This window comes from Micromonospora sp. NPDC047670, assembly GCF_043204915.1.
Lineage (GTDB): Bacteria > Actinomycetota > Actinomycetes > Mycobacteriales > Micromonosporaceae > Micromonospora.
Genome location: NZ_JBIDDA010000013.1, coordinates 48,131 through 68,372, shown reverse-complemented (window position 1 = coordinate 68,372; position 20,242 = coordinate 48,131). Strand labels below are relative to the sequence as shown.

The window sequence follows — 20,242 nt, the reverse complement described above, 5'->3', positions numbered from 1 at the left end:
GCACGAGGGCAACAACCGCAGGTCACGAAGCGCGCGGGCCGCCGGCCGACACCGCCGGCCGACGAGGAGCGCCGTTCACGCCGCGGTCGCGGCCGCCGCTTCCCGGCGGTCGTGACGGGGCCACCGACCGGGGGCGCCGGGCCGGTGGCGGGCCGACACCCGCGGCGGAGCCGTCCCACCGCACCGCGACCCGCCCGGAGTCACATCAGCGGCTGTCTATTGACACATGTTGTTAACAGCCAGAAGCTGAGAGAGCGCTCTCTCCGACCCTCCCCGGACCTGAGGAGTTCTCATGGGTATCCGAAGAAAGTTGCTGGCTGCCATGTCCGCCCTGCTCGTCGCCGGTGCGGTGACCGCCGTCGCCTCCCCCGCCCAGGCCGTCGGTCCTGCGCTGCTGCCCGTCACGGTCACCAACAACACCGGTCGCGGCGAGGCCGTCCACCTGTACGTCATCGGTGTCCAGCTCTCCACCAACCGCCTCGGCTACGTCGACCAGGCCGGCACGTTCGTCCCGTGGCCGGGCGGGCAGATCCCGCCGTCGCCCGCACCAGACGCGTCGATACCGGGCCCCGCCAACGGGGCTGGCACGACGATCCGGTTCCCGCGCGGCTTCTCCGGCCGCGTCTACTTCTCGTTCGGCCAGAAGCTCACGTTCTCGCTGACCCCGGACGGCCTGGTGCAGCCCGCGCCCTGGGCGGCCGGGGACGCCAACCGCGACATCCTGTTCGACTGGAGCGAGTTCACCTACAACGACGCCGGGCTGTGGCTGAACAGCTCCCAGGTCGACATGTTCGCCGTGCCGCACGCGGTCACCGTCACGGGCGCCAACGGCGTCACGAAGCGCACCGGTGACGTGGTCGCCAACGGCCGCAACGCCATCATCGACGGCATCCGCTCGCAGGCCGGCTGGGCGAACACGGTCCACACCCGCTCCGACGGGACCGTGCTGCGGGTGCTGGCCCCGGGCAAGGCGGCGGACGCCGGCCTGTTCAGCGCCACCTACCTGGACTCCTACATCGCCTCCGCCTGGAACGCGTACACGACCAAGACGCTCACCGTCGTGCCGTTCGCCGACCAACCGAACACCCGGTACTTCGGGCGGACCTCGGGCAACGTCATGACCTTCACCAACAGCGCCGGCCAGACGGTCGCCTCCTTCAACCGGCCCTCGTCGGCGAGCGTCTGGGGCTGCGACGGCCACCTGGCCGCGCCGAACGACCTGGTGGTCGGCCCGATCGCCCGGACGCTCTGCGCGGCGCTGAACCGGGGCACGCTCGGCACCGTCGACACGCAACCCAGCACGAACGCCGCCGAGTTCTACCGCAACAACCCGACGAACCACTACGCCCGCGTCATCCACGCCAACATGAGCGACGGCAAGGCGTACGCGTTCGCCTTCGACGACGTCGGCGCCTTCGAGTCGCTGGTCCACGACGGCGACCCCCGCGCGGCCGGCCTGGTCCTCAGCCCGTTCGGCGCGGGCGGCGGCGGACCGGGGAACCCGAGCGGCGCGGTGCCGCTGCTGAGCAACTGGAACAACAAGTGCATCGACGTGCCGAACGCCAACTTCGTTGACCGCGCGCAGCTGCAGATGTGGGGCTGCAACGGCACCAACGCCCAGAAGTGGACCTTCACCGGCACCGCCCTGCAGAGCCAGAACAACAAGTGCATGGACGTGGACGGTGGGGCGACCGGGAACGGCGCGGTCGTCCAGCTTTACACATGCAACGGCACCGGCGCCCAGCAGTTCTCCCTCAACGCCGCCGGTGACCTGGTCAACCTCCGGGCCAACAAGTGCGTGGACATCAGGGACTGGAACAGCAACGACGGCGCGAAGCTCCAGCTCTGGGACTGCGCGGGCACCGCGAACCAGAAGTGGCGCAAGGGCTGACCTCGATCGGAGGCCACCCTGTGGCGGGTCCGCGCACGTCGCGGGCCCGCCGATGCGGCGATCCGGGTCCACGGAGCGGCCGACCGTCAGCCGGGTGAGCATTCTGACCGACACGGCGTCGGCCGGCAAGGGGATGGCCGCGGTTTGCCGTTGTGGGATTGGTCCTACGCGCAGGCTGTTACGAAACACGGCGCCGGTTCGACTCTACTGAGGGACGCCCTGGTCGGGGCGGCCTCGACTACGTGTCACCTGGGCGATGAGGTGGTCCTGTTGGTGCCTGACCCGAACGCTGACTACGCCGCCCGCCTACCGGCCCTCCTCCGGGCGCTGGTCGGCGCGATCGACGCGGCCGGATGGGACTGCGAGGTGTCCTCCACGGGGCCGTCCCGGCTGGGGGACGTGCGGCGGGAGGCGGTGGAGGTGTCGGCGTGGACCCGCGCCGGGCACCAGGTCCGCGTCGTCTTCGTCGCCGACGCGCCGCCCGGTCAGCCGCTTCCGCCCTTCGCGGCGCTGACCGCCCAGTTGAGCCAGGGCGGCGCCGCCAGCGACGCCTCGGTGAGCGACATCGTGGCGTACGTACGGCGGCATCCCGCCTCGGAACATCCTGGCGGGGCCGAGCCCGGTCTGCCGCCCCCGCCGGCGCCGGACGGCGGGTCGCGCGCGGCGACCCGGTCGACGCGGCGGTCGGTGCGGTCCTCGCTGCGCCTCGGGGCCGTGCGCCGCGCCTGCGCGAGGTAGCACGGGGTGGCTTCCGGCCCACCTCGTGGAGCCCGACGGGGCCAGGCGGCGGACCCGGTGCGGCCCCGACGCCGCCACCGGAGGGCCGCGGCGCCCGGTCGCTCGACCGCCGGCCGAGCCAGCGGGTCCGGATTGGCCCTGGCCGCCGCGCGGGCCGGCCTCCCTACGATGGCGGTCCACGACTCGGACGTCGCCGGGAGGACCTCATGCCGGAGCGCTTCGCCGACCTGTCCACGCCGCTGATCGCCGACGCCTGCGTACGGCTCGGCGTGCCGCTGCGCGCGGCGCCGGCAGGGATCCGGGCGGTCGTCCCCGGGGGCCGCCTCGCCGGGCGGGTGTTGCCGGTGCGCCACCACGGCAGCGTGGACGTGTTCCTGGAGGCGTACGCGGGCGCCAACCCGGGCGACGTCCTGGTGATCGACAACGGCGGCCGGACCGACGAGGCGTGCGTCGGCGACCTGGCGGTGCTGGAGGGCATCGCGGCCGGCGTCGCCGGCCTCGTGGTGTGGGGCCTGCACCGGGACACTCCCGAGCTGGTGGAGATCGGTCTGCCCGTGTTCAGCTACGGCAGCCTGCCGCTGGGCCCGACCCGCCTCGACGAGCGGGGGCCGGAGACGCTCACCAGCGCCCGGGTCGGGCCGCACCTGGTGGGCACCGACGACCTCGTCGTCGCCGACGACGACGGGGTGCTGTTCCTTGCCGCCGCGCACGCCGGGGAGGTGTTCGCGGCGGCGCGGCGGATCCGGGGCGTCGAGCGGGTCCAGGCGCAGCGCATCCGCGCCGGCGAGACCCTGCGCGAGCAGACCGCGTTCGCCGACTACCTGGCCCACCGCGCCACCGACCCCGGCTACACCTTCCGGCAGCACCTGCGGCGGGTGGGCGGCGCGATCGAGGAGTGACCGCCCCGCCCCCGGGCCGGCCGCAGTGTGCGGCGCGGTGCCACGTGAGGGTGGTCATAACGGCTGGACGCGCCACCGTGGCGGGCTGCTAGCCTCGTCGGCAGGTCATGAGCGCCAGCGTCAAGCCCCGGCTCGCTGGCCGGCAACCCTCGTCCGCGCAGGGGTGCCCCGGGTGAAGACCAGGCACCGGAGCAGCTCCGGCGCAAGCGTGGCCTGGTTCCCAGGTCAGCAACGACCGAGGAGAGCCATGTCCTTCCGCATCTGCGCCCCACCGGAGTTCCCCGCCGTGGCCCTGGCGACGCCGCCCGCGCTGACCCGGCGCCGCCACGTCGACATGATGCGGGTCTGCAGCGCCTCGTGTCGCCCCGGCGACCTGCGCTAGCCGCGCACAAACCCCCTTCCAGGAACCACCCCAGCGGTACGCCCTTCGGGCGCACCGCCGGCGGCGCACGCCCGTGCCCGCCGTCGGAGACCCCTTTCGGAGACACCTGTGCGATTCCTTCCCGCCCTCACCCGTGCCGCCGCCCTCGGCGTCGCCGCCGTTCTCGCCGCCACCGCCCTGACCGCCTGCGGCGACGACGCGACCGGCGCGGCCGACAACCCGTACGGCCTGCTGCAGCCGGGCGTGCTGCGCGCCGGCACGCTCACCGACGCCCCGCCGAACGTCTACCTGAAGGACGGCAAGTTCACCGGCTTCGACAACGACCTGCTCACCGCCGTCGCCGCGAAGATCGGCCTGAAGGTGGAGTTCGTCGGTACCGACTTCTCCGCCCTGCTCTCCCAGGTCAACAACCGCAAGTTCGACGTCGGCAGTTCCTCGATCACCATCACCGAGGCGCGCAAGAAGACCGTCGACTTCGGCAACGGCTACGACTTCGGCCACTTCGGACTCGACGTGCCGGCCGGCTCGTCGATCAGCAGCTTCGACCAGCTCGCCGGCAAGCGGGTCGTGGTCGTGCAGGGCACCGTCCAGGACGACTACGCCACCGGCAAGGGCCTGGACCCGGTCCGGGTGCCGGACTACAACGGCGCGATCAACCAGCTCAAGGCCGGCACCGCCGACGCCTGGATCGCGCCCGCCGAGATCGGCGACAAGTCGGCCGCCGACAGCGGCGGCAAGATCAAGGTGGCGGCGAAGCTGCTCAGCCCGGCCCCGACGGCGTACGCGGTCGCCAAGGGCAACGACAAGCTGCGCGAGGCGCTGAACAAGGGCCTCGACGAGGTGATCGCCGACGGTACGTGGAGCCGCCTGCAGGCCCAGTACTACCCGGGCCGTCCGATCCCGGCCGACTTCAAGCCGGGCAGCGGCGCGGTCCCGGTGCCGTCGGCGTCGGCGTCGGCCACCTCCTGAGACGTAGCAACGACGAGCGAGCGGGGCGGTAGGAGAGACGATGGATCCGTTGAGCACCCTGTGGGAGACCTTCTTCGACTGGGACTCCATGCGCGAGGCGCTGCCCGAGATGCTGACGGTCGGGCTGCCCAACACGCTGATCCTGGCGATCTCCGCCGCCCTGCTCGGCTCGGTGCTGGGCATGGGGCTGGCCGTCGCCGGCATCTCGCGTACGCGATGGTTGCGCTGGCCGGCGCGGGTCTACACCGACGTGTTCCGCGGCCTGCCGGCCGCCGCGACGATCCTGCTCATCGGCGTCGGCCTGGCGCCGCTGGGCATGCAGGTGTGGGGTCCCAACCCGTATCCCCTGGGGATCCTGGCGCTGTCGCTGATCGCCGCGGCCTACATCGGCGAGATCTTCCGCTCCGGGATCCAATCGGTGGAGGCCGCCCAGCTGGAGGGGGCCCGGGCGCTGGGCTTCTCCTGGGGCGAGGCGATGCGCCTGGTGATCGTCCCGCAGGGCATCCGCCGGGTGCTGCCCGCCTGGGTGAACCAGCTGATCGCGCTGATCAAGGACTCCAGCCTGGTCTACTTCCTCGGCCTGCTGGCCAGCCAGCGGGAGCTGTTCCGGATCGGGCAGGACTACGCGGCGAACACCGGCAACCAGTCGGCGCTGCTGCTGGCCGGGCTCTTCTACCTGGCGCTGACGGTGCCGCTGACCCACGCGGTGAACTGGATCGACCGGCGGCTGCGGCACGGCCGGCAGGCCGCGGCGCCCGGCGGCGACGACGACCTCGACCTGGCGCTGCCGGGCGCGGCGGGAGGAAGCCAGCGATGAGCATCGACACGACGACCTCGGTCAGCCTGAGCGTCCGGGACGTGCACCTGGCCTTCGGGCCGAACCGGGTGCTGCGCGGCGTGGACCTGGACGTGGCGCGCGGCGCCACGGCCTGCGTGATCGGTCCGTCCGGGTCGGGCAAGTCCACCCTGCTGCGGACCATCAACCGCCTGATCGAACCCGACCGGGGCGACGTGCTGCTCGACGGGCGCAGCGTGCTGCGGGACGACCCGGACGCCCTGCGGCAGCGGGTCGGCATGGTCTTCCAGCAGTTCAACCTCTTCCCGCACATGACTGTGCAGCGCAACATCACCCTGGCTCTGCGCCGGCTCCGGAAGCTCTCCGAGGAGGAGGCGGTGGCGGTCGCCCGCGACCACCTGGAGCTGGTGGGGCTGGCGGCCAAGGCCGACGCCCGGCCGGCACACCTGTCGGGCGGGCAGCAGCAGCGCGTCGCGATCGCCCGCGCGCTGGCCCTGCGCCCGCAGGTGATGCTCTTCGACGAGGCGACCTCGGCGCTGGACCCGGAACTGGTGAAGGGGGTGCTGGGGCTGATGGCGGAGCTGTCGGCCGGCGGCATGACGATGGTGGTGGTCACGCACGAGATGGGCTTCGCCCGCGAGGTCGCCGACACCGTCGCGTTCATGGACCACGGCGTGGTGCTGGAGACCGGCGAGCCGGCCGCGATCTTCGAGCGGGCGGAGCACCCCCGGCTGCGCCGGTTCCTCTCCCAGGTGCTCTGACCCGCCGCGGCCGCGGGGCCGGTTCCGCGCCGGCGCCGCCGGCAGATCGGCGTCGGCCTCTGGCGTGTCGGCGACCATGGCAATATCCTCCACTGCACACGCGGCTCTTGGAGCTCCTTTTCATACAGGGCTCCCCCGCCCCCACCCCCGGCCGCAGAGGAGATGCCATGCACCTCGACCACTCCGAACTGGACCGTCGGACCCTGCTGCGGGCCGGCCTCGGCGCCGCCACGGTCGCGGTCGTCGGGACCGAACTCGCCGTCCCGGCCGCCGCGCATGCGGATCCCGGCGCCGACCTCGACTGGATCTACAGCTGCGACGAGTGGGGCGCGCGGCCGCCGGCGGGTCCGCTGTCGGTCAGCGCCATCCCCACCAACAAGATCATCGTGCACCACATGGCGTTCCCGAACGTCACCGACTACTCCGAGGCGCAGGCGATCAAGCTGGCCCGCGACTGCCAGGACCTGCACATGGACGGCAACGGCTGGTCCGACACCGGTCAGCACTTCACCATCAGCCGGGGCGGCTACGTCCTGGAGGGACGCCGGGGCAGCCTGGAGCGGCTGCGGGCCGGCGACCGGCAGATGATCTCGGCGCACTGCCCGGGCGAGAACGGTCGGGCGATCGGCATCGAGAACGAGGGCACGTACGTCACCGAGACGCCGCCGGAGGCGCTGCTGGACTCGCTGGTCACGCTCTGCGCGACCATCTGCCGGCAGTACGGGCTACACGCCCACGACATCTTCGGCCACTGGGACTTCCGCACCACGCAGTGCCCCGGCGCCGCCTTCTACCGGCAGTTCCCCGTCCTGCGCCGGCGGGTGTTCGAGGAACTGGGCACCGACCTGGGCGACGTGCCGGCGCGCCGGTGGCCGGACCTGTGGCGGTTCGTCGGTTCGCCGTCGGTGCGGGTGGCGCAGTACCTGCTCGCCCACCGCGGCTACGCCGTGCCGGTCAACAGCGTCTTCGACGCCGCCACGGTCGCGGCCGTGCAGGACTGGCAGTACCGCAACGGCATCCCGGTCGACGTCGACGCCACACTCACCGCGCCGACCTGGGAGACCCTGGCGCCTGAGCTCGACTCCGACGCGACCGGCACCCCGGTCAGCGCCGCCCAGTTCATGCTCAACTTCAAGGGGTGGGCCGACGTCGCCGTCACCGGCGCGTACGACCACGCCACGAAGAAGGCCGTCCAGGACCTCCAGGCGCTGCACGGCCTGCCCCGCAACGGCAAGCTCACCACCGACACGTGGTGCGTCCTCGTCGGCGGGATCGTACGGCGCTCCTTCCGGCACTGACCGCCCGCGGCCCGTGGGCGGCGTCCGACGCTCCCACGGGCCGCGAAACGCGGTCGCACCTCACCCGCACCCACCCTCTGATCTGCGACGATGACGCTGTCACGACCGGAGGAGGGTGCTGTGGCGTCTCGACTCAACCCGTACTTCAGCTTCCCGGGCACGGCGCGGGAGGCGATGGAGTCCTATCAGCGCATGTTCGGCGGATCGCTGTCGATGAGCACCTTCGGCGAGTTCGGCACCGACGACCCCGCGCTGGCCGACAAGATCATGCACGCGATGTTGGAGACCGACCGGGGCTACACCCTGATGGCCTCGGACATTGCGCCGGGGATGGCACACGACCCGGGCAACAACGTCGCCGTCAGCCTCAGCGGGGACGACGCCGACGAGCTGCGCGGCTACTGGCAGCAGCTCACCGACGACGGCACGGTGACGATGCCGCTGGAGAAGCAGGTGTGGGGCGACGAGTTCGGCATGTGCGTCGACCGCTTCGGCATCAGCTGGATGGTCGACATCGGCCAGCCCGGGGACTGACCGCCGGGAACGCTCCCCCGAACCGGCCACCGGGTCCGAGGTGTACCGGCGGCGCGACCGGGTACCGACCGCTGTCCGACGGGTCCGCGGCGTGTCATCGACGCGCCCGGACCCCCAGCCGCCGGTCAGGGGGTGCGCCGATGCCGTCGACGCGGGCACCCGCGCTCCCGGCCCGCCGGGCCGGGTCCGCCTCCGGCCGGGCGACGTCGCGCCGGCCGCGACCGCCCCGGACACCGCAGCCACCCCGGCCGCCAAGCCGATGAGCCGCGTCCGGAACCTGCGCGTCCGCCCGGATCTGCTCTACGTGGCGAGCGGCTGGAGCACGCTGGTCACCGACGTACGCGGCCGGATCACCGGCGCCGACCCGCAGGGCTTCTTCGCCGACAACACCCGGGTGCTCAGCGTCGAGCGCCTCACCGTGGACGGCCGCGAGCCGGTGCCGTTCAGCACGGCGAACGTGGCCGGCCATGCCCAGCTCTCGTACGCCGCGCTGGGCGACGGCGACACGCTGCCCTCGCGCGCGGCCTACCTGCTGGTGGAGCGCTTCGTCGGCGAAGGGCTGCGCACGCGACTGACCGTGGTCAGCTACGCCCCCACGCCGCTGGAGTTGGAGCTGCGGGTCCACCTGGCCGCCGACTTCGCCGACACCAGCGAGGCCGAGACCGGCCGCCGGGTGCAGTCCGGCCCGGTCGACGCGCGCTGGAACCCCCGCGACCGCGAGCTCCGCCTGACCTACCGGCACGGCGGCCTGGACCGGGCGGTGGCGATCGGCGTACGGGCCGACGCGCCCGTCCGGTACCTGGACGACACCCTGGTGGTGGGGATCGCGGTGCCGCCGCGGGGGTCGGGCCGGGTGGAACTCGTCGTCGAGCCGGTCTTCGACGGGCGGCGTCGGGCGGCGCCGCCGCCGACGTTCGCCGAACCCGGCGACGGCGCCTCGCTCGCCCGCGCCCGGCTCGCCCGCGAACTGACCCGGCTGGGCAGCAGCAACTTCGACGTCACGGCGGCCTGGCGGTGCGCGGTCGACGACCTGGCGGTGCTGCCGCTCGGCGAACCGGCCGGGCCGACGGCGCCGATGGCCGGTCTGCCGATCTACCAGGAGATCTTCGGGCGCGACACGATGACGGCCTCGTGGCAGGCCCTGCTCGCGGGACCGACGATGCTGGCGGACAGCCTGCGGCTCAACGCCCGCCACTTCGGGCGACGCGTCGACGACTGGCGCGACGAGGAGCCCGGCAAGCCGTTGCACGAGGCCCGCCGGGGCCCGGTGTCCGCGCTCGGGTCGGACCCGTTCAGCGGCTACTACGGCGACTGGTCGACCGCGCCGGACTTCCTCGTCTTCCTCGGCCAGTTTCTCGCCTGGACCGGGGACCTCGACACCGTACGGGACCTGCTGCCGGCCGCGCGCCGCGCCCTGGACTGGATCGACCGGTACGGCGACCTCGACCGGGACGGCTTCCTCGAATACCACTGCCGCTCCCGCGCCGGGCTGAAGAACCAGGGGTGGAAGGACTCCGACACGGCGATCGTCGACGAGCACGGCGAGGTGGTGCCCAACCCGATCGCGAGCAGCGAGTTGCAGGCGTACTGGTACGCCGCCCTACGGCATGCCGCCGTGGTGTTCGCCGCGGCCGGCCACCCCGCGTACGGCGCCCGGCTGGTCCGCCGGGCCGCCGCCCTGCGTCGTCGTTTCCACCGCGCCTTCTGGATGCCCGAACAGGGCTGTCACGCCATGGCGCTGGGGCCGGACAAACGGCAGGTGCGCTCGGTCAACTCCAACGACGGTCACCTGCTCGCCACCGGGATCGTGCCGACCCGGCTCGCTCCCCTGGTCGCCGACCGGCTGCTGGCCACCGACATGTTCAGTGGCTGGGGGGTGCGCACCCTGTCATCGACGCACCCGGCGTACGACCCGTTCAGCTACCACCGGGGCAGCGTCTGGCCGGTGGAGGCGGGCACGATCGGTCTCGGGCTGGCCCGGTACGGCTGCTGGGAACACCTGCACCGGCTGGCCGAGGGGATGTTCGCCGCGGCGGCGCTCTTCGCCGAGCACCGGCTGCCGGAGGTGCTCAGCGGCCTGCCCCGCGACGACGCGCACCCGCACCCCGGTGTCTACCCGAACTCCTGCTCCCCGCAGGCCTGGTCCGCCAGCGCGGTCGTCGCGCTGATCCAGGCGCTGCTGGCGCTGCGCCCGGCCGCCCCGCTGCGGACGATCTTCGTCGACCCGCACCTGCCCGAATGGCTGCCCGACCTCGTTTTGGAGGGCGTGCAGGTCGGCGGGCGCACGGTCGATCTGACGGTGCGGCGCGGACGCGGCGGGCGGACGTCGCTGCGCGCCCGCGGCGACCGGATCGCGGTGGTGCGCCGGCCCACGCTCCAGGCGGCGTCGACCCGCCGCCACCGCACCTGACCCGCCGGGACACGTCGCCAGGAATCCGGCTCCGGGCCGCGGCCGGCTCGAAGGACCCCGACCGGGCAGGTTTGGCACGGCCGCCCCGCGGCAGGTCCGTTCCGCACCGCACCCGATCCGACCGACGCAGTTGGCAGGTCGGCGGGAGCAGCTCACGGGGCTAGGATCCTGTCGTGGCCGACGCGGGGCTCATCCGGGATGAAGAACGGTTGCGTCGCATCGAGGCCGTGACGGACGCGACGCTGTCCCGCCTCGACGCGGCCGACCTGTTCGACGAGCTGCTCGACCGCGTCCGCGATCTGCTCGACGTCGACACCGCGGCCATCCTCCTGCTCGACACGCACGCCCAGCAGCTCGTGGCGACCGCCGCCAAGGGCCTCGAGGAGGAGGTCCGGCAGGGTTTCCGCGTCTCGGTCGGCCGCGGGTTCGCCGGCCGGGTCGCCGAGAGCGAGCGGCCGGTCATCATCGAGAACGTCACCTCCGACACCGTCGTCAACCCCGTCCTGCTGACGATGGGCCTGCGGTCGCTGCTCGGCGTGCCGATGTTCGCCCGGGGTCAGGTCATCGGCGTGCTGCACGTCGGTACGCTGCGCCACCGCGACTTCACCCCCGACGACGTCCGCCTGCTGGAGTTGGTCGCCGACCGGGCCAGCCTGGCCAACTCCGCCCGGTCGAACAACCTCGACCACACCGCCGCCCTCGCCCTGCAACGCAGCCTGCTGCCCACCCAACTGCCCGACGTGCCGGGCCTGGACATGGCCGCCCGGTACGTGCCCGGCCACGCCACCGGCATCGGCGGGGACTGGTACGACGTTTTCCGGCTGCCCTCCGGTTGGCTGGGGCTGGTCATCGGCGACGTGTCGGGGCACGGCCTGCAGTCGGCCGTGGTCATGGGACGCATCCGCAGCGCCCTGCGCGCCTACGCGCTGGTCTCCGACGAGCCGGCCGAGGCGTTGTCGCTGCTGGACCGCAAGGTCTCGCACTTCGAGGCGGGAAGCCTGACCACCGCGCTCTACGCGATGATCTCCCCCGACCGGACCACCGTCCGGCTCTCCACGGCCGGGCACCTTCGGCCCGTCCTCGCCGTCCCGGGCCGGCCGGGCACCCAGGTCCCGGCCCACATCGACCCGCCGCTGGGCACCGGCCGCCGCTCGCCCGCCCGGCGCCAGACCGCGGTGGACCTGCCCCCGGGGGCCGTCCTGGCCTGCTTCACCGACGGGCTCGTCGAACGCCGCCGCGAGGTCATCGACATCGGCGTCGAGCAACTCCTCGACGTGGTCCGGCCGGCACCCGCCGAGGAGGTCTGCGCGACCGTCATGGCGGCCCTCGCCACCGAACAGCCGACCGACGACATCGCCCTGCTGGTCGTCCGCCGCCGGCCGGCGCACGGCTGAACCCGTCGGGTGCCCGGTCCCGTACCCGCCGGCGGGTATCGAGACGACGGAGCGGGCGCCCGGCCCGTTTGGCGGGGGGCGATCGCGGAAAGAGTGGCGGGCATGAAGTGGGCAAGCCGAGCCGTACCCGCCGCCGTCGCCGCCGTCGCGGCCCTCGCCGCGCGGGACCTGATCCAGCGCGACCACGCGTTGCTGCGCAACTTCCCGGTCCTCGGGCGGGCCCGCTACCTGCTGGAGTCGATCGGGCCGGAGCTGCGGCAGTACATCGTCGCGGGCAACAACGAGGAACGCCCGTTCACCCGCGACCAGCGCCGCTGGGTGTACGCGTCGGCGAAGCAGCAGAACAACTACTTCGGCTTCGGCACCGACAACGACATCGAGTTCACCCCCGGCTATCCGATCATCAAACACCGCACCTTCGGCCGGGCCGTCCCGCCGTCCACGCCGAGCGCCGGACACGACGTGCGGCTGCCGTGCGCGAAGGTGCTCGGCGCCGCGAGGGGCCGCGCCCGCGCCTTCCGACCCGAGTCGGTGGTGAACATCTCCGGGATGAGCTTCGGGTCGCTCTCCGGCAACGCCGTCGAGGCGCTCAACCGGGGCGCGGCGCTGGCCGGCTGCCTGCAGAACACCGGCGAGGGCGGGCTCTCCCCCTATCACCGCAAGGGCGGCGACCTGGTCTTCCAGATCGGCACGGCCTACTTCGGCTGCCGCGACGAGCAGGGCCGCTTCGACCTCGACCGGCTCAAGGACCTCGTCGCGGGCGCGCCCGTGCGGGCGCTTGAGATCAAGCTCAGCCAGGGCGCCAAGCCCAGCCTCGGCGGCCTCCTGCCGGCCGCCAAGGTCTCCGCGGAGATCGCCGCGACCCGGGGCATCGCGCGGGGGCGGGACTGCGTCAGCCCGTCCCGGCACGCCGAGTTCTCCGACTGTGACAGCCTCCTCGACTGGGTCGAACTGCTCGCCACCGAGACCGGCCTGCCGGTGGGCATCAAGTCCGCGGTGGGCGACCTCGGCTTCTGGGAGGAGTTGGCCACCCTGATGCGTGACACGGGACGCGGGGTCGACTTCGTCACCGTCGACGGGGGCGAGGGCGGCACGGGCGCCGCGCCGCTGATCTTCACCGACTCGGTGTCGCTGCCGTTCCAGCAGGGCTTCGCCCGGGTCTACAAGGTCTTCGCCGAGCGCGACCTGCACGAGCGGGTGGTCTTCGTCGGCGCCGGCAAGCTCGGCCTGCCCGACAACGCCGTGGTGGCGTTCGCGCTCGGCTGCGACATGGTCAACGTCGGTCGGGAGGCGATGCTGGCGATCGGCTGCATCCAGGCCCAGAAGTGCCACACCGACACGTGCCCCACCGGCGTCGCCACGCAGAACCCGTGGCTCGCCCGGGGACTGGACCCGGCCCGGAAGTCGGTCCGCGCGGCCAACTACATCCGGACCCTGCGCCGGGACCTGGTCAAGGTCGCCGAGGCGTGCGGCGTCGAGCACCCGGGCCTGATCGACACCGACGCGATCGAGGTCCTCGACGGCCGCACCGCCTCCCACCCGCTGCACGAGGTGTACGGCTACCGTCCCGACTGGGGCCTGCCGTCCGTCGCCGACCGGGCGGAGATCGCCCGGCTCATGACGGCGGAGGCGCCGCAGGGCGGCACCGCCCCGCCCTCGCCGACCGCGCTGCCCTGACCCGCCCCGTCCGCACTAGCATCGCCCGGATGTCGATGTCCCCGTCGTCGCTCCGGGTCCTGATGCTGGCGGCGGCGGCCGTCTTCCTGGCCGTCGCCCTCGTCGTCCGCGCGGCGGCCGACGGCGGGATCGAGCAGCACTCCGGCACCGCGCTCTACGCCTGCGTGATCTGGGCCGCAGTGGTGTTCGTCCGGCCGCGCGCCGCGCCGCTGCCGGCGGGCGCGATCGCGGTCGCGTTCTGCTGGGCGGTCGAGGTGTCACAGCTGACCGGGATCCCGGCGGCCCTCTCCGCGCGCAGCCTCCTGGCCCGGCTCGCGCTCGGTGTGCGGTTCGACCCGGTCGACCTCGCCTGGTACCCCGTCGGGGTCCTGCCCCTCGTGGCGCTGCACCAGCTCGTGCGCAGCCGCGCCCGGCGGCACCGGGCCACGGCGTGAGCGGACGGGCCGATAATCGCGCGCACCGCCGGCCCGCCCCGCCTATCGTGGCGCGGTGCTGATCAGACGCGAGACCCCCGCCGACGTCGACGCCGTCCGGGCGGTGCACCTCGCCGCCTTCGCCGACCCCCACAGGCCGGACGCCGTACCCGTCGAGGCGGGGCTGGTGGCGGCGCTGCGGGCGGACGCCGGGTGGTTGCCTCCCCTCTCCCTCGTCGCCGTCGACGACGACGGGCAGGTCGTGGGGCACGTGGTGGGCACCCGGGGCCGGGTGGCCGGCGAACCGGTCGCGGTGGGGCTGGGCCCGCTCGGCGTGCTGCCGGCCTGGCAGCGGCGCGGCGCCGGCTCCGCCCTGATGCACGCGGTGCTCGGCGCGGCCGACGCGCTCGACGAATCCCTGGTGGTGCTGCTCGGGCACCCCGGCTACTACCCCCGCTTCGGGTTCCGCCCCGCCGTCGACCTCGGCGTCACCCCGCCCCGGCCGTGGGGGCCGCAGTACTTCATGGCGCGCACGCTGAGCGCCTGGCGGCCGTCGATCCGGGGCGAGTTCGCCTACGCCAAGCCGTTCGACGAGCTGTAGGCGTGGCGCCCGCCGGACCGCCACGGCACCCGACGGTAACTGACCGACGTGACGTTCGGGCAGGTCAGTGACACCTGCGGGCCGTTCCGTGCGAACATGTGTTCGTGTCGCGCGAGGCCAACATCCTGCACGCCGACCTCGACGCGTTCTACGCGTCGGTCGAGCAGCGGGACGACCCGCGCCTGCGCGGGCGACCGGTGATCGTCGGCGGCGGCGTCGTCCTCGCGTGCAGCTACGAGGCGAAGGCTCGGGGCGTGCACAGCGCGATGGGCGGCCGGCAGGCCCGCCGGCTCTGCCCGGAGGCGGTCGTCGTACCACCGAGGATGGCGGCCTACACGGCGGCCAGCCGCGCGGTGTTCGAGATCTTCGGGCAGACCACCCCCGTCGTCGAGGGGCTCTCCATCGACGAGGCGTTCCTCGACGTCGGCGGGCTGCGGCGGCTGGTCGGGCCGCCCGCCGACATCGCCGCCCACCTGCGCCGGGAGGTGCGCGCGCGGGTCGGCCTGCCGATCACCGTGGGCGTGGCCCGCACGAAGTTCCTCGCGAAGGTGGCCAGCGGCGTCGCCAAGCCCGACGGCCTGCTGGTCGTCCCGCCCGACGAGGAACTGGCGTTCCTGCACCCGCTGCCGGTCGAGCGGCTGTGGGGCGTCGGTCCGGTGACGGCGGCGAAGCTGCGCGAGCGGGGGATCCGGACCGTCGGGCAGGTCGCCCGCCTCGGCGAGGCGACGCTGGTCTCGCTGCTCGGCACGGGTGCCGGCCGGCACCTGCACGCCCTGGCGCACAACCGCGACCCCCGGCCGGTGCAGGTCGGCCGCCGGCGCGGGTCGATGGGCGCGCAGCACGCCCTCGGCGGCACCCCGCGCTCCCCCGCCGAGCTGGAGGCGATCCTCGCCGGTCTGGTCGACCGGGTCACCCGGCGGATGCGGGCGGCGGCGCGGGCGGGCCGGACGGTCACGCTGCGGCTGCGGTTCGGCGACTACACCCGCGCGACCCGCTCGCACACGGTGGCCAAGGCGACCGCGGACACGACCCCGCTGCTCGGCGCGGCGCGGGCGCTGTTGCGCGCCGCGCTGCCCGAGATCGAGCGGCGCGGCGTGACGCTGATCGGCGTGTCGGTCGGAAACCTCGACGACGCGCCCGTGCAGCCGCCGCTGCCGTTCGACCGCGATCCGGGGGCGGACCTGGACGCGGCGGTGGACGCGGTCCGCGACCGGTTCGGGTCGGGGGCGCTCACCCGGGCGGTGCTGCTGGGTCGCGCGCCGGGCCTGGAGATGCCACTGCTACCGGACTGATCGACGCGGAGACCGGGCGGTGGTCGTGACGGCGGCCCGCGGCGCCGCCGGTGACCGTCGTCGTCTCGCGCTTCGGGATCGTCGACGACGGGCAGGCCGGCGGCCCACCTGCCACAACCTGCCGATTGCCGGAGCGGCAGCCAGCAGGGCGGAACGGCGCGGGCCACCCGGGGGCGGTCCGCGCCGTTCCGGCTGCACGGCAGAGGCACCGCGGGCCATCGGTACCGGCCGGACGAGCTCAGCCGGCAGGGAGGACGGCCTCGCCCCTGCGGTAGTTCCTGCCGTTGCCGTCGGGGCGGTAGTTGTTCTCCACGTTGCCGGCCGAGTCCACCGAGAACCAGTGGACCGTGGTTCCCGCCGGGACGGTCAGCGTCTCGCCGCCCTCGCGGATGCCGGCGGAGCCGTAGAGCGTCGACGCGTACGTCGGGGCGCCCCGGTCGAGGGTGTAGAAGACCGCCGCCGGCTCGCTCGTGGAGAACGTCACGTTCACCATGCCCGGCGTCGTGCTCGGGGCGACCGCCAGCGTGCTGTGCGGTCGCGCCTTGTCCCTGGCGAAGTCGCGCGCCACCCGCATCAGTTCGACCAGCCCGTTGGCGAACTCCATCGTCTCGGCGTGCGCCTCGTCCCACTCCGGCTGGAACGAGGTGCCGACCTCGAAGTTCCACGCGTAGATGCCGTACCTGTACCAGAGCATGTCCCCGGAGTTGCCGGCCGCCGAGTAGAGCACGTCGGAGATCGGGCCGGTACGCGCCGGGGTGACCGCCATGTTGCGGTGCCGCTTGATGGCGGTCAGGATCCGCGACGAGGCGCCCCAGAACGCGGACTCCTCGGCCAGGGTCGGCCGCGGCGCGGAGACCCGGTCCGGCAGGGCGTACGCCCCCGGCGACCACATGAAGTAGTTGCCGGAGGAGTGCAGGTTCATCGAGAACCTGATGTTCGGGCGGGCCGCCAGCCAGTCGAGGTTGCGGTTCTCCGGCTCGGACAGCTCGCTCGGGCCGGCGTACGTGCCGCTGGTGCAGCTCGCCGACGCGCCGGAGTAGCCGTCGAAGAGGCTGTACTCGGTGTAGTTGCGGTTGTTGTCCACGCCCCACGAGTTGCGGGCGAGGAAGTCGGCCGCCCCGGTCGACGGGCAGTGGTTGGTCATGTTCTTGCGCTGGGAGTTGAAGTCGTAGAACGAGTAGTGGCCGCCGTCGGGGTTGACCGACGGGGCGATCCAGATGTCGAGGTTGTCGAGCAGTTGCTTCGTCTGCCCGTCGTGCGCGTAGTTGCGCAGCAGCCGCTCGGCGGTCTCGATGGTCACCAGCGGCGGGACCCACTCCCGGGCGTGCTCCTGCGCATACGCCAGCACGCCCAGCTTCGAGCCGTCGCGGTGCTTGCCGATCCGGATGGCGTACACCGGATGGGGCTCCCGGGAGACGCTGGCTGGCGCGCTCAGCCCGTCGCTGAGCGGCGTCCGCGCGGCCGGCGCGACCACGCCGGTGCCCGGGCTGCCCCGATAGGTGTACGCCCGGACCAGCGTCCCGGCCCGGGCGTTGAGGGCCGCGACGACCTGGGCGGCGGTGCTGCTCAGCGCGCCGGTGCCGTCGGTGGCCAGAGCGACCCGGATCGCCGTGCCGGTGACGGTCACCGACAGCGGTGCGTTCGCCGCGCCCGGGTCGAGGAACTCCACCGAGAGGTCGTTGCCGCCCCGGTGGCCCCAGGCGAGGGAGTCCACCGCGACCCGGCTGGCCGTGGCGGTGCCGAACACCGCCTGCGCGTGCCGCCGGTAGCCGTTGGTCTTGTACGGCAGCTCGACGATCTCGGCGAGCCGCGGGAACTCGGCGGCCAGCTGGTGGATCCGGGCGTACAGCTCGGTGGGCGTCAGGTAGCTGGTGACGAAGTCCTTCTGGTAGCCCGGACCCTCCGGGCCGGTGCCCGGGGTCGGCAGCCACTCCTGCACCGTGGCGACGGCCACGTCGCCGGTCGGGCTGGTGATCCGGATCCGGTCGGGACGGCTGGCCACCGTGGCGGCGCCGCGATGGTACAGGTAGACGCCGGCGTCGACGAATCGGGAGATGGTCTGCGTGCCGCCGGAGCCGAACCCGGTGCCCGGGCCGCTGTCCCGCTCGACGGTGAGGGGGGTCGCGGCCGTCTGGCCCTGCGCCCACTTCGCCTCGACGGAGAGGATCTTCTCGGTGCCGGAGGTGTAGTAGTCCGCCCGGATGATCTTGACGTCGGAGACGTCCGGGGCGGTCGGGTCGGCAGCGGCGGCGGCGAACCGCCGGTTCTGCGCGGCGTGCCCGGCGATGGTCGCCTCGCGTTCCGCCACCCGCTTTCGGGCGTCGGCGGGCCGGTGCAGCACCTCGCCGAGCCGGAAGCCGGCGGCGGTCAGCGTCGCGGCCTCGCTGGCGGTGACGACCGCGTGCGCGACGACGCCGTCCTCGGTGCGGGAGACGTGGTGGTCGAGGTCGACGCCGGTGGCGACGAGGGCGTCCAGTTGGGCGGTGTCGGCGAGCAGCACCTCGACGACGTTCGCCTCCTCGTGGCCGGCCCGGACCAGGTCGACGGTGGGCGGGGCGGCCGGCGCGGTGGCCGAGGCCGGGCTGACCAGCAGCACCAGGGCCATGGCCCCGGCCAGCGCGGCGGGGAGGGGCAGGCGGCGTCGCCACCGGGAACCTAGGGGATCACGCATCTGTCGACCCTTCTGTTTCTCGGCACGTGACCGAATGAGACGGCCGAGGGGCCCGCCCGGGGTACGCGGCTCCGCCCCGTCGGTCGCGCGCCACGCTGCGGCGTCACGACCCGGTGGAAGGAATGTGGTGGTGGTGTCCGGTTGCGGCGGACCGGGGCTGCCCGCATCGCCGAGGTGCGGACACGGCGTCGAGCTGGTGGACGGGGGGCGACTTCGGTGACGGTCGGTGGACTGAGCCAATCCTCAGCGTGCCCAAAGTGATCTGTCAATCCCCGCGGTGCCGCCCTCGACCGGGGAGCCCGCCACGCGACGAGAAACACAGAGGTTTGAGCGACCCTACGACTGGAGAATGGTGGGGGTCGCACCTGCGCTCAAGGGGGGATCATTCGTGTCCGACGCCAACACCGACCGGTCCGATCACCAGGACGAACGTCCCGACGAGGTGACCGACCCGTTGCTGTGGAAGCTTGCCCTGGGCGTGGCCGACGCCCACGAACCGGACGGGGACGGCGGCTGCCGCAACCTGCTCTGCACGGGCCAGGCCTGGCCCTGCCCGGCGTGGAACAACGCCCAGCTCGCGCTGCGCGTGGCCCGGACCGGATCCGCCCAGCCGTCCACGGACGGGCAGGCGGTCAGCCGCAACGGGCACGGTGGAGTGCCCGCGGTGCCGGCCCGCCGCGCCCGGCCGGCCTCGCCGAGGGCGACGGCGGCGTAGGGCGCCGCACACGGACCGCAGGGCGCGGGGACCGTAGCCGCCACCTCCGACACTTCCGCCGCCCCTGCCGGCACCTGCCACGCGTCAGCCGAGGACGGCGGCGTCCGCCTCGTCGAGCCAGCGCCGGTACCAGCGGGCGAAGCCCAGCGGCGTGCCGTCGGAGTCGAGCAGCGGCCGGAAGCCGGCGCTGTCGGCGGTGTCGTCGGCCCACATCTGCCCGCGTGCCGGGCCGCTGACCACCAGCGCCTCGCGCGCCGCGCAGCCGAGGTGGCACAGGTAGAGCAGCCCGATCGAGTGCTCGGGGACGTAGACCGTCCGGTCGTGCAGTTCCCAGTAGGCGTCCTCGGCCTCGTTGAACGCCTCGACGGTGTCGTAGTCCTCCTCGTCGGGAGGCTCGGGCAGCCCGTCGGCCGGGTTGAAGGCCTCGGTGTGCGGGAACGGCTGGTGCAGCGTGTCCCGATCGGTGAGGTCGGCGCCGTCGCCCTCCCACGCCCAGCGCCCGTCCACCCGGCGCAGCGGGAACAAGCCGTAGGCCGGACCGGCCCCGCCCCGGCCGGCGGTGAGCAGGAACGACCGGTATTCCTCGGGCAGCTCGACCCGCAACTGCCCCTCCAACTCGGCCAGTTCCCCGGCGCGCAGCGGCGGCTCGAGCGTCCAGCGATGGGTGGGGGCACCGAAGACCCCGTCGCCGCCGGGGTGGGCGGCCAGCCGGGCGAGCCGCCCGCGTACGTCGGACCAGTCGGTGTGCGTCACGGGCGGCACCCTACCGGCGGGCGCCGACAACCGGCGGCGGCCGTCCCC

Annotated in this window: 18 protein-coding genes and 1 riboswitch; of the genes, 16 read left to right on the top strand and 2 right to left on the bottom strand. The window is 73.6% G+C overall.

Annotated features, from left to right (window positions below):
* Positions 1-292: 292 nt before the first annotated feature.
* The 15 genes from ACGF7U_RS25530 (at position 293) to dinB (ending at position 16,055) form a co-directional block, all read left to right on the top strand.
* A complete protein-coding gene (locus ACGF7U_RS25530) occupies positions 293-1,891 on the top strand; it encodes a beta-1,3-glucanase family protein (RefSeq protein ID WP_393110719.1) in 1,599 nt (532 codons plus the stop codon).
* A gap of 273 nt (positions 1,892-2,164) precedes the next feature.
* On the top strand, positions 2,165-2,629 hold the full coding sequence (locus ACGF7U_RS25525; protein ID WP_393110717.1) for a hypothetical protein: 465 nt from the start codon (positions 2,165-2,167) through the stop codon (positions 2,627-2,629).
* Between the two features lie 206 nt (positions 2,630-2,835).
* Complete coding sequence (locus ACGF7U_RS25520; protein WP_393110716.1) at positions 2,836-3,528, top strand: RraA family protein; 693 nt, start codon at positions 2,836-2,838, stop codon at positions 3,526-3,528.
* A 103-nt stretch (positions 3,529-3,631) separates the two neighbouring features.
* Positions 3,632-3,743, top strand: a riboswitch (SAM riboswitch).
* Between the two features lie 32 nt (positions 3,744-3,775).
* A complete protein-coding gene (locus ACGF7U_RS25515) occupies positions 3,776-3,910 on the top strand; it encodes a hypothetical protein (RefSeq protein ID WP_393110714.1) in 135 nt (44 codons plus the stop codon).
* A gap of 108 nt (positions 3,911-4,018) precedes the next feature.
* Positions 4,019-4,879, top strand: coding sequence for an ABC transporter substrate-binding protein (locus ACGF7U_RS25510; protein ID WP_393110712.1), 861 nt, complete (start codon positions 4,019-4,021; stop codon positions 4,877-4,879).
* A 40-nt stretch (positions 4,880-4,919) separates the two neighbouring features.
* On the top strand, positions 4,920-5,696 hold the full coding sequence (locus tag ACGF7U_RS25505; RefSeq protein WP_393110710.1) for an amino acid ABC transporter permease: 777 nt from the start codon (positions 4,920-4,922) through the stop codon (positions 5,694-5,696).
* A 2-nt stretch (positions 5,697-5,698) separates the two neighbouring features.
* The gene (locus tag ACGF7U_RS25500; RefSeq protein WP_393110920.1) at positions 5,699-6,436 is read left to right on the top strand and encodes an amino acid ABC transporter ATP-binding protein; all 738 of its coding nucleotides are present in this window, start codon (positions 5,699-5,701) and stop codon (positions 6,434-6,436) included.
* A 167-nt stretch (positions 6,437-6,603) separates the two neighbouring features.
* Entirely contained in the window at positions 6,604-7,734 is a 1,131-nt protein-coding gene (locus ACGF7U_RS25495) for an N-acetylmuramoyl-L-alanine amidase (protein ID WP_393110708.1), read from the top strand.
* Positions 7,735-7,854: 120 nt separating this feature from the next.
* The gene (locus tag ACGF7U_RS25490; protein ID WP_393110706.1) at positions 7,855-8,268 is read left to right on the top strand and encodes a VOC family protein; all 414 of its coding nucleotides are present in this window, start codon (positions 7,855-7,857) and stop codon (positions 8,266-8,268) included.
* Between the two features lie 259 nt (positions 8,269-8,527).
* Complete coding sequence (locus tag ACGF7U_RS25485; RefSeq protein ID WP_393110704.1) at positions 8,528-10,678, top strand: glycogen debranching N-terminal domain-containing protein; 2,151 nt, start codon at positions 8,528-8,530, stop codon at positions 10,676-10,678.
* Between the two features lie 227 nt (positions 10,679-10,905).
* Positions 10,906-12,072 carry a PP2C family protein-serine/threonine phosphatase gene (locus ACGF7U_RS25480; protein ID WP_393110702.1) on the top strand — a complete coding sequence of 389 codons (1,167 nt, stop codon included), beginning with the start codon at positions 10,906-10,908 and terminating at the stop codon, positions 12,070-12,072.
* Between the two features lie 102 nt (positions 12,073-12,174).
* Entirely contained in the window at positions 12,175-13,749 is a 1,575-nt protein-coding gene (locus tag ACGF7U_RS25475; protein WP_393110700.1) for an FMN-binding glutamate synthase family protein, read from the top strand.
* Positions 13,750-13,778: 29 nt separating this feature from the next.
* Complete coding sequence (locus ACGF7U_RS25470; protein WP_393110698.1) at positions 13,779-14,183, top strand: DUF2809 domain-containing protein; 405 nt, start codon at positions 13,779-13,781, stop codon at positions 14,181-14,183.
* Positions 14,184-14,238: 55 nt separating this feature from the next.
* Entirely contained in the window at positions 14,239-14,763 is a 525-nt protein-coding gene (locus tag ACGF7U_RS25465) for a GNAT family N-acetyltransferase (RefSeq protein ID WP_393110696.1), read from the top strand.
* Between the two features lie 104 nt (positions 14,764-14,867).
* Positions 14,868-16,055 carry a DNA polymerase IV gene (dinB, locus tag ACGF7U_RS25460; RefSeq protein ID WP_393110694.1) on the top strand — a complete coding sequence of 396 codons (1,188 nt, stop codon included), beginning with the start codon at positions 14,868-14,870 and terminating at the stop codon, positions 16,053-16,055.
* Positions 16,056-16,293: 238 nt separating this feature from the next.
* Here dinB and ACGF7U_RS25455 read toward each other — a convergent pair whose 3' ends face one another.
* Positions 16,294-18,726 (bottom strand): M14 family metallopeptidase, encoded by a 2,433-nt coding sequence (locus ACGF7U_RS25455; RefSeq protein ID WP_393110692.1) that lies wholly within the window; start codon positions 18,724-18,726, stop codon positions 16,294-16,296.
* A gap of 388 nt (positions 18,727-19,114) precedes the next feature.
* On the opposite strand from ACGF7U_RS25455, the gene ACGF7U_RS25450 reads away from it, so the two are divergent.
* Positions 19,115-19,441 carry a hypothetical protein gene (locus ACGF7U_RS25450; RefSeq protein WP_393110690.1) on the top strand — a complete coding sequence of 109 codons (327 nt, stop codon included), beginning with the start codon at positions 19,115-19,117 and terminating at the stop codon, positions 19,439-19,441.
* An 84-nt stretch (positions 19,442-19,525) separates the two neighbouring features.
* Here the strand turns inward: ACGF7U_RS25450 and ACGF7U_RS25445 are convergent, their stop codons facing one another.
* Positions 19,526-20,194, bottom strand: coding sequence for an SMI1/KNR4 family protein (locus tag ACGF7U_RS25445; RefSeq protein ID WP_393110688.1), 669 nt, complete (start codon positions 20,192-20,194; stop codon positions 19,526-19,528).
* Between the last annotated feature and the right edge of the window lie 48 nt (positions 20,195-20,242).

What these genes read in the sequence shown, in the direction of transcription:
- ACGF7U_RS25495 (WP_393110708.1), top strand. Translation starts at nt 6,604, where the DNA reads ATGCACCTCGACCACTCCGAACTGGACCGTCGGACCCTGCTGCGGGCC.
- ACGF7U_RS25485 (WP_393110704.1), top strand. Translation starts at nt 8,528, where the DNA reads ATGAGCCGCGTCCGGAACCTGCGCGTCCGCCCGGATCTGCTCTACGTG.
- ACGF7U_RS25455 (WP_393110692.1), bottom strand. Translation starts at nt 18,726, where the DNA reads ATGCGTGATCCCCTAGGTTCCCGGTGGCGACGCCGCCTGCCCCTCCCC.
- ACGF7U_RS25505 (WP_393110710.1), top strand. Translation starts at nt 4,920, where the DNA reads ATGGATCCGTTGAGCACCCTGTGGGAGACCTTCTTCGACTGGGACTCC.
- ACGF7U_RS25475 (WP_393110700.1), top strand. Translation starts at nt 12,175, where the DNA reads ATGAAGTGGGCAAGCCGAGCCGTACCCGCCGCCGTCGCCGCCGTCGCG.
- ACGF7U_RS25520 (WP_393110716.1), top strand. Translation starts at nt 2,836, where the DNA reads ATGCCGGAGCGCTTCGCCGACCTGTCCACGCCGCTGATCGCCGACGCC.
- ACGF7U_RS25470 (WP_393110698.1), top strand. Translation starts at nt 13,779, where the DNA reads ATGTCGATGTCCCCGTCGTCGCTCCGGGTCCTGATGCTGGCGGCGGCG.
- ACGF7U_RS25530 (WP_393110719.1), top strand. Translation starts at nt 293, where the DNA reads ATGGGTATCCGAAGAAAGTTGCTGGCTGCCATGTCCGCCCTGCTCGTC.
- ACGF7U_RS25515 (WP_393110714.1), top strand. Translation starts at nt 3,776, where the DNA reads ATGTCCTTCCGCATCTGCGCCCCACCGGAGTTCCCCGCCGTGGCCCTG.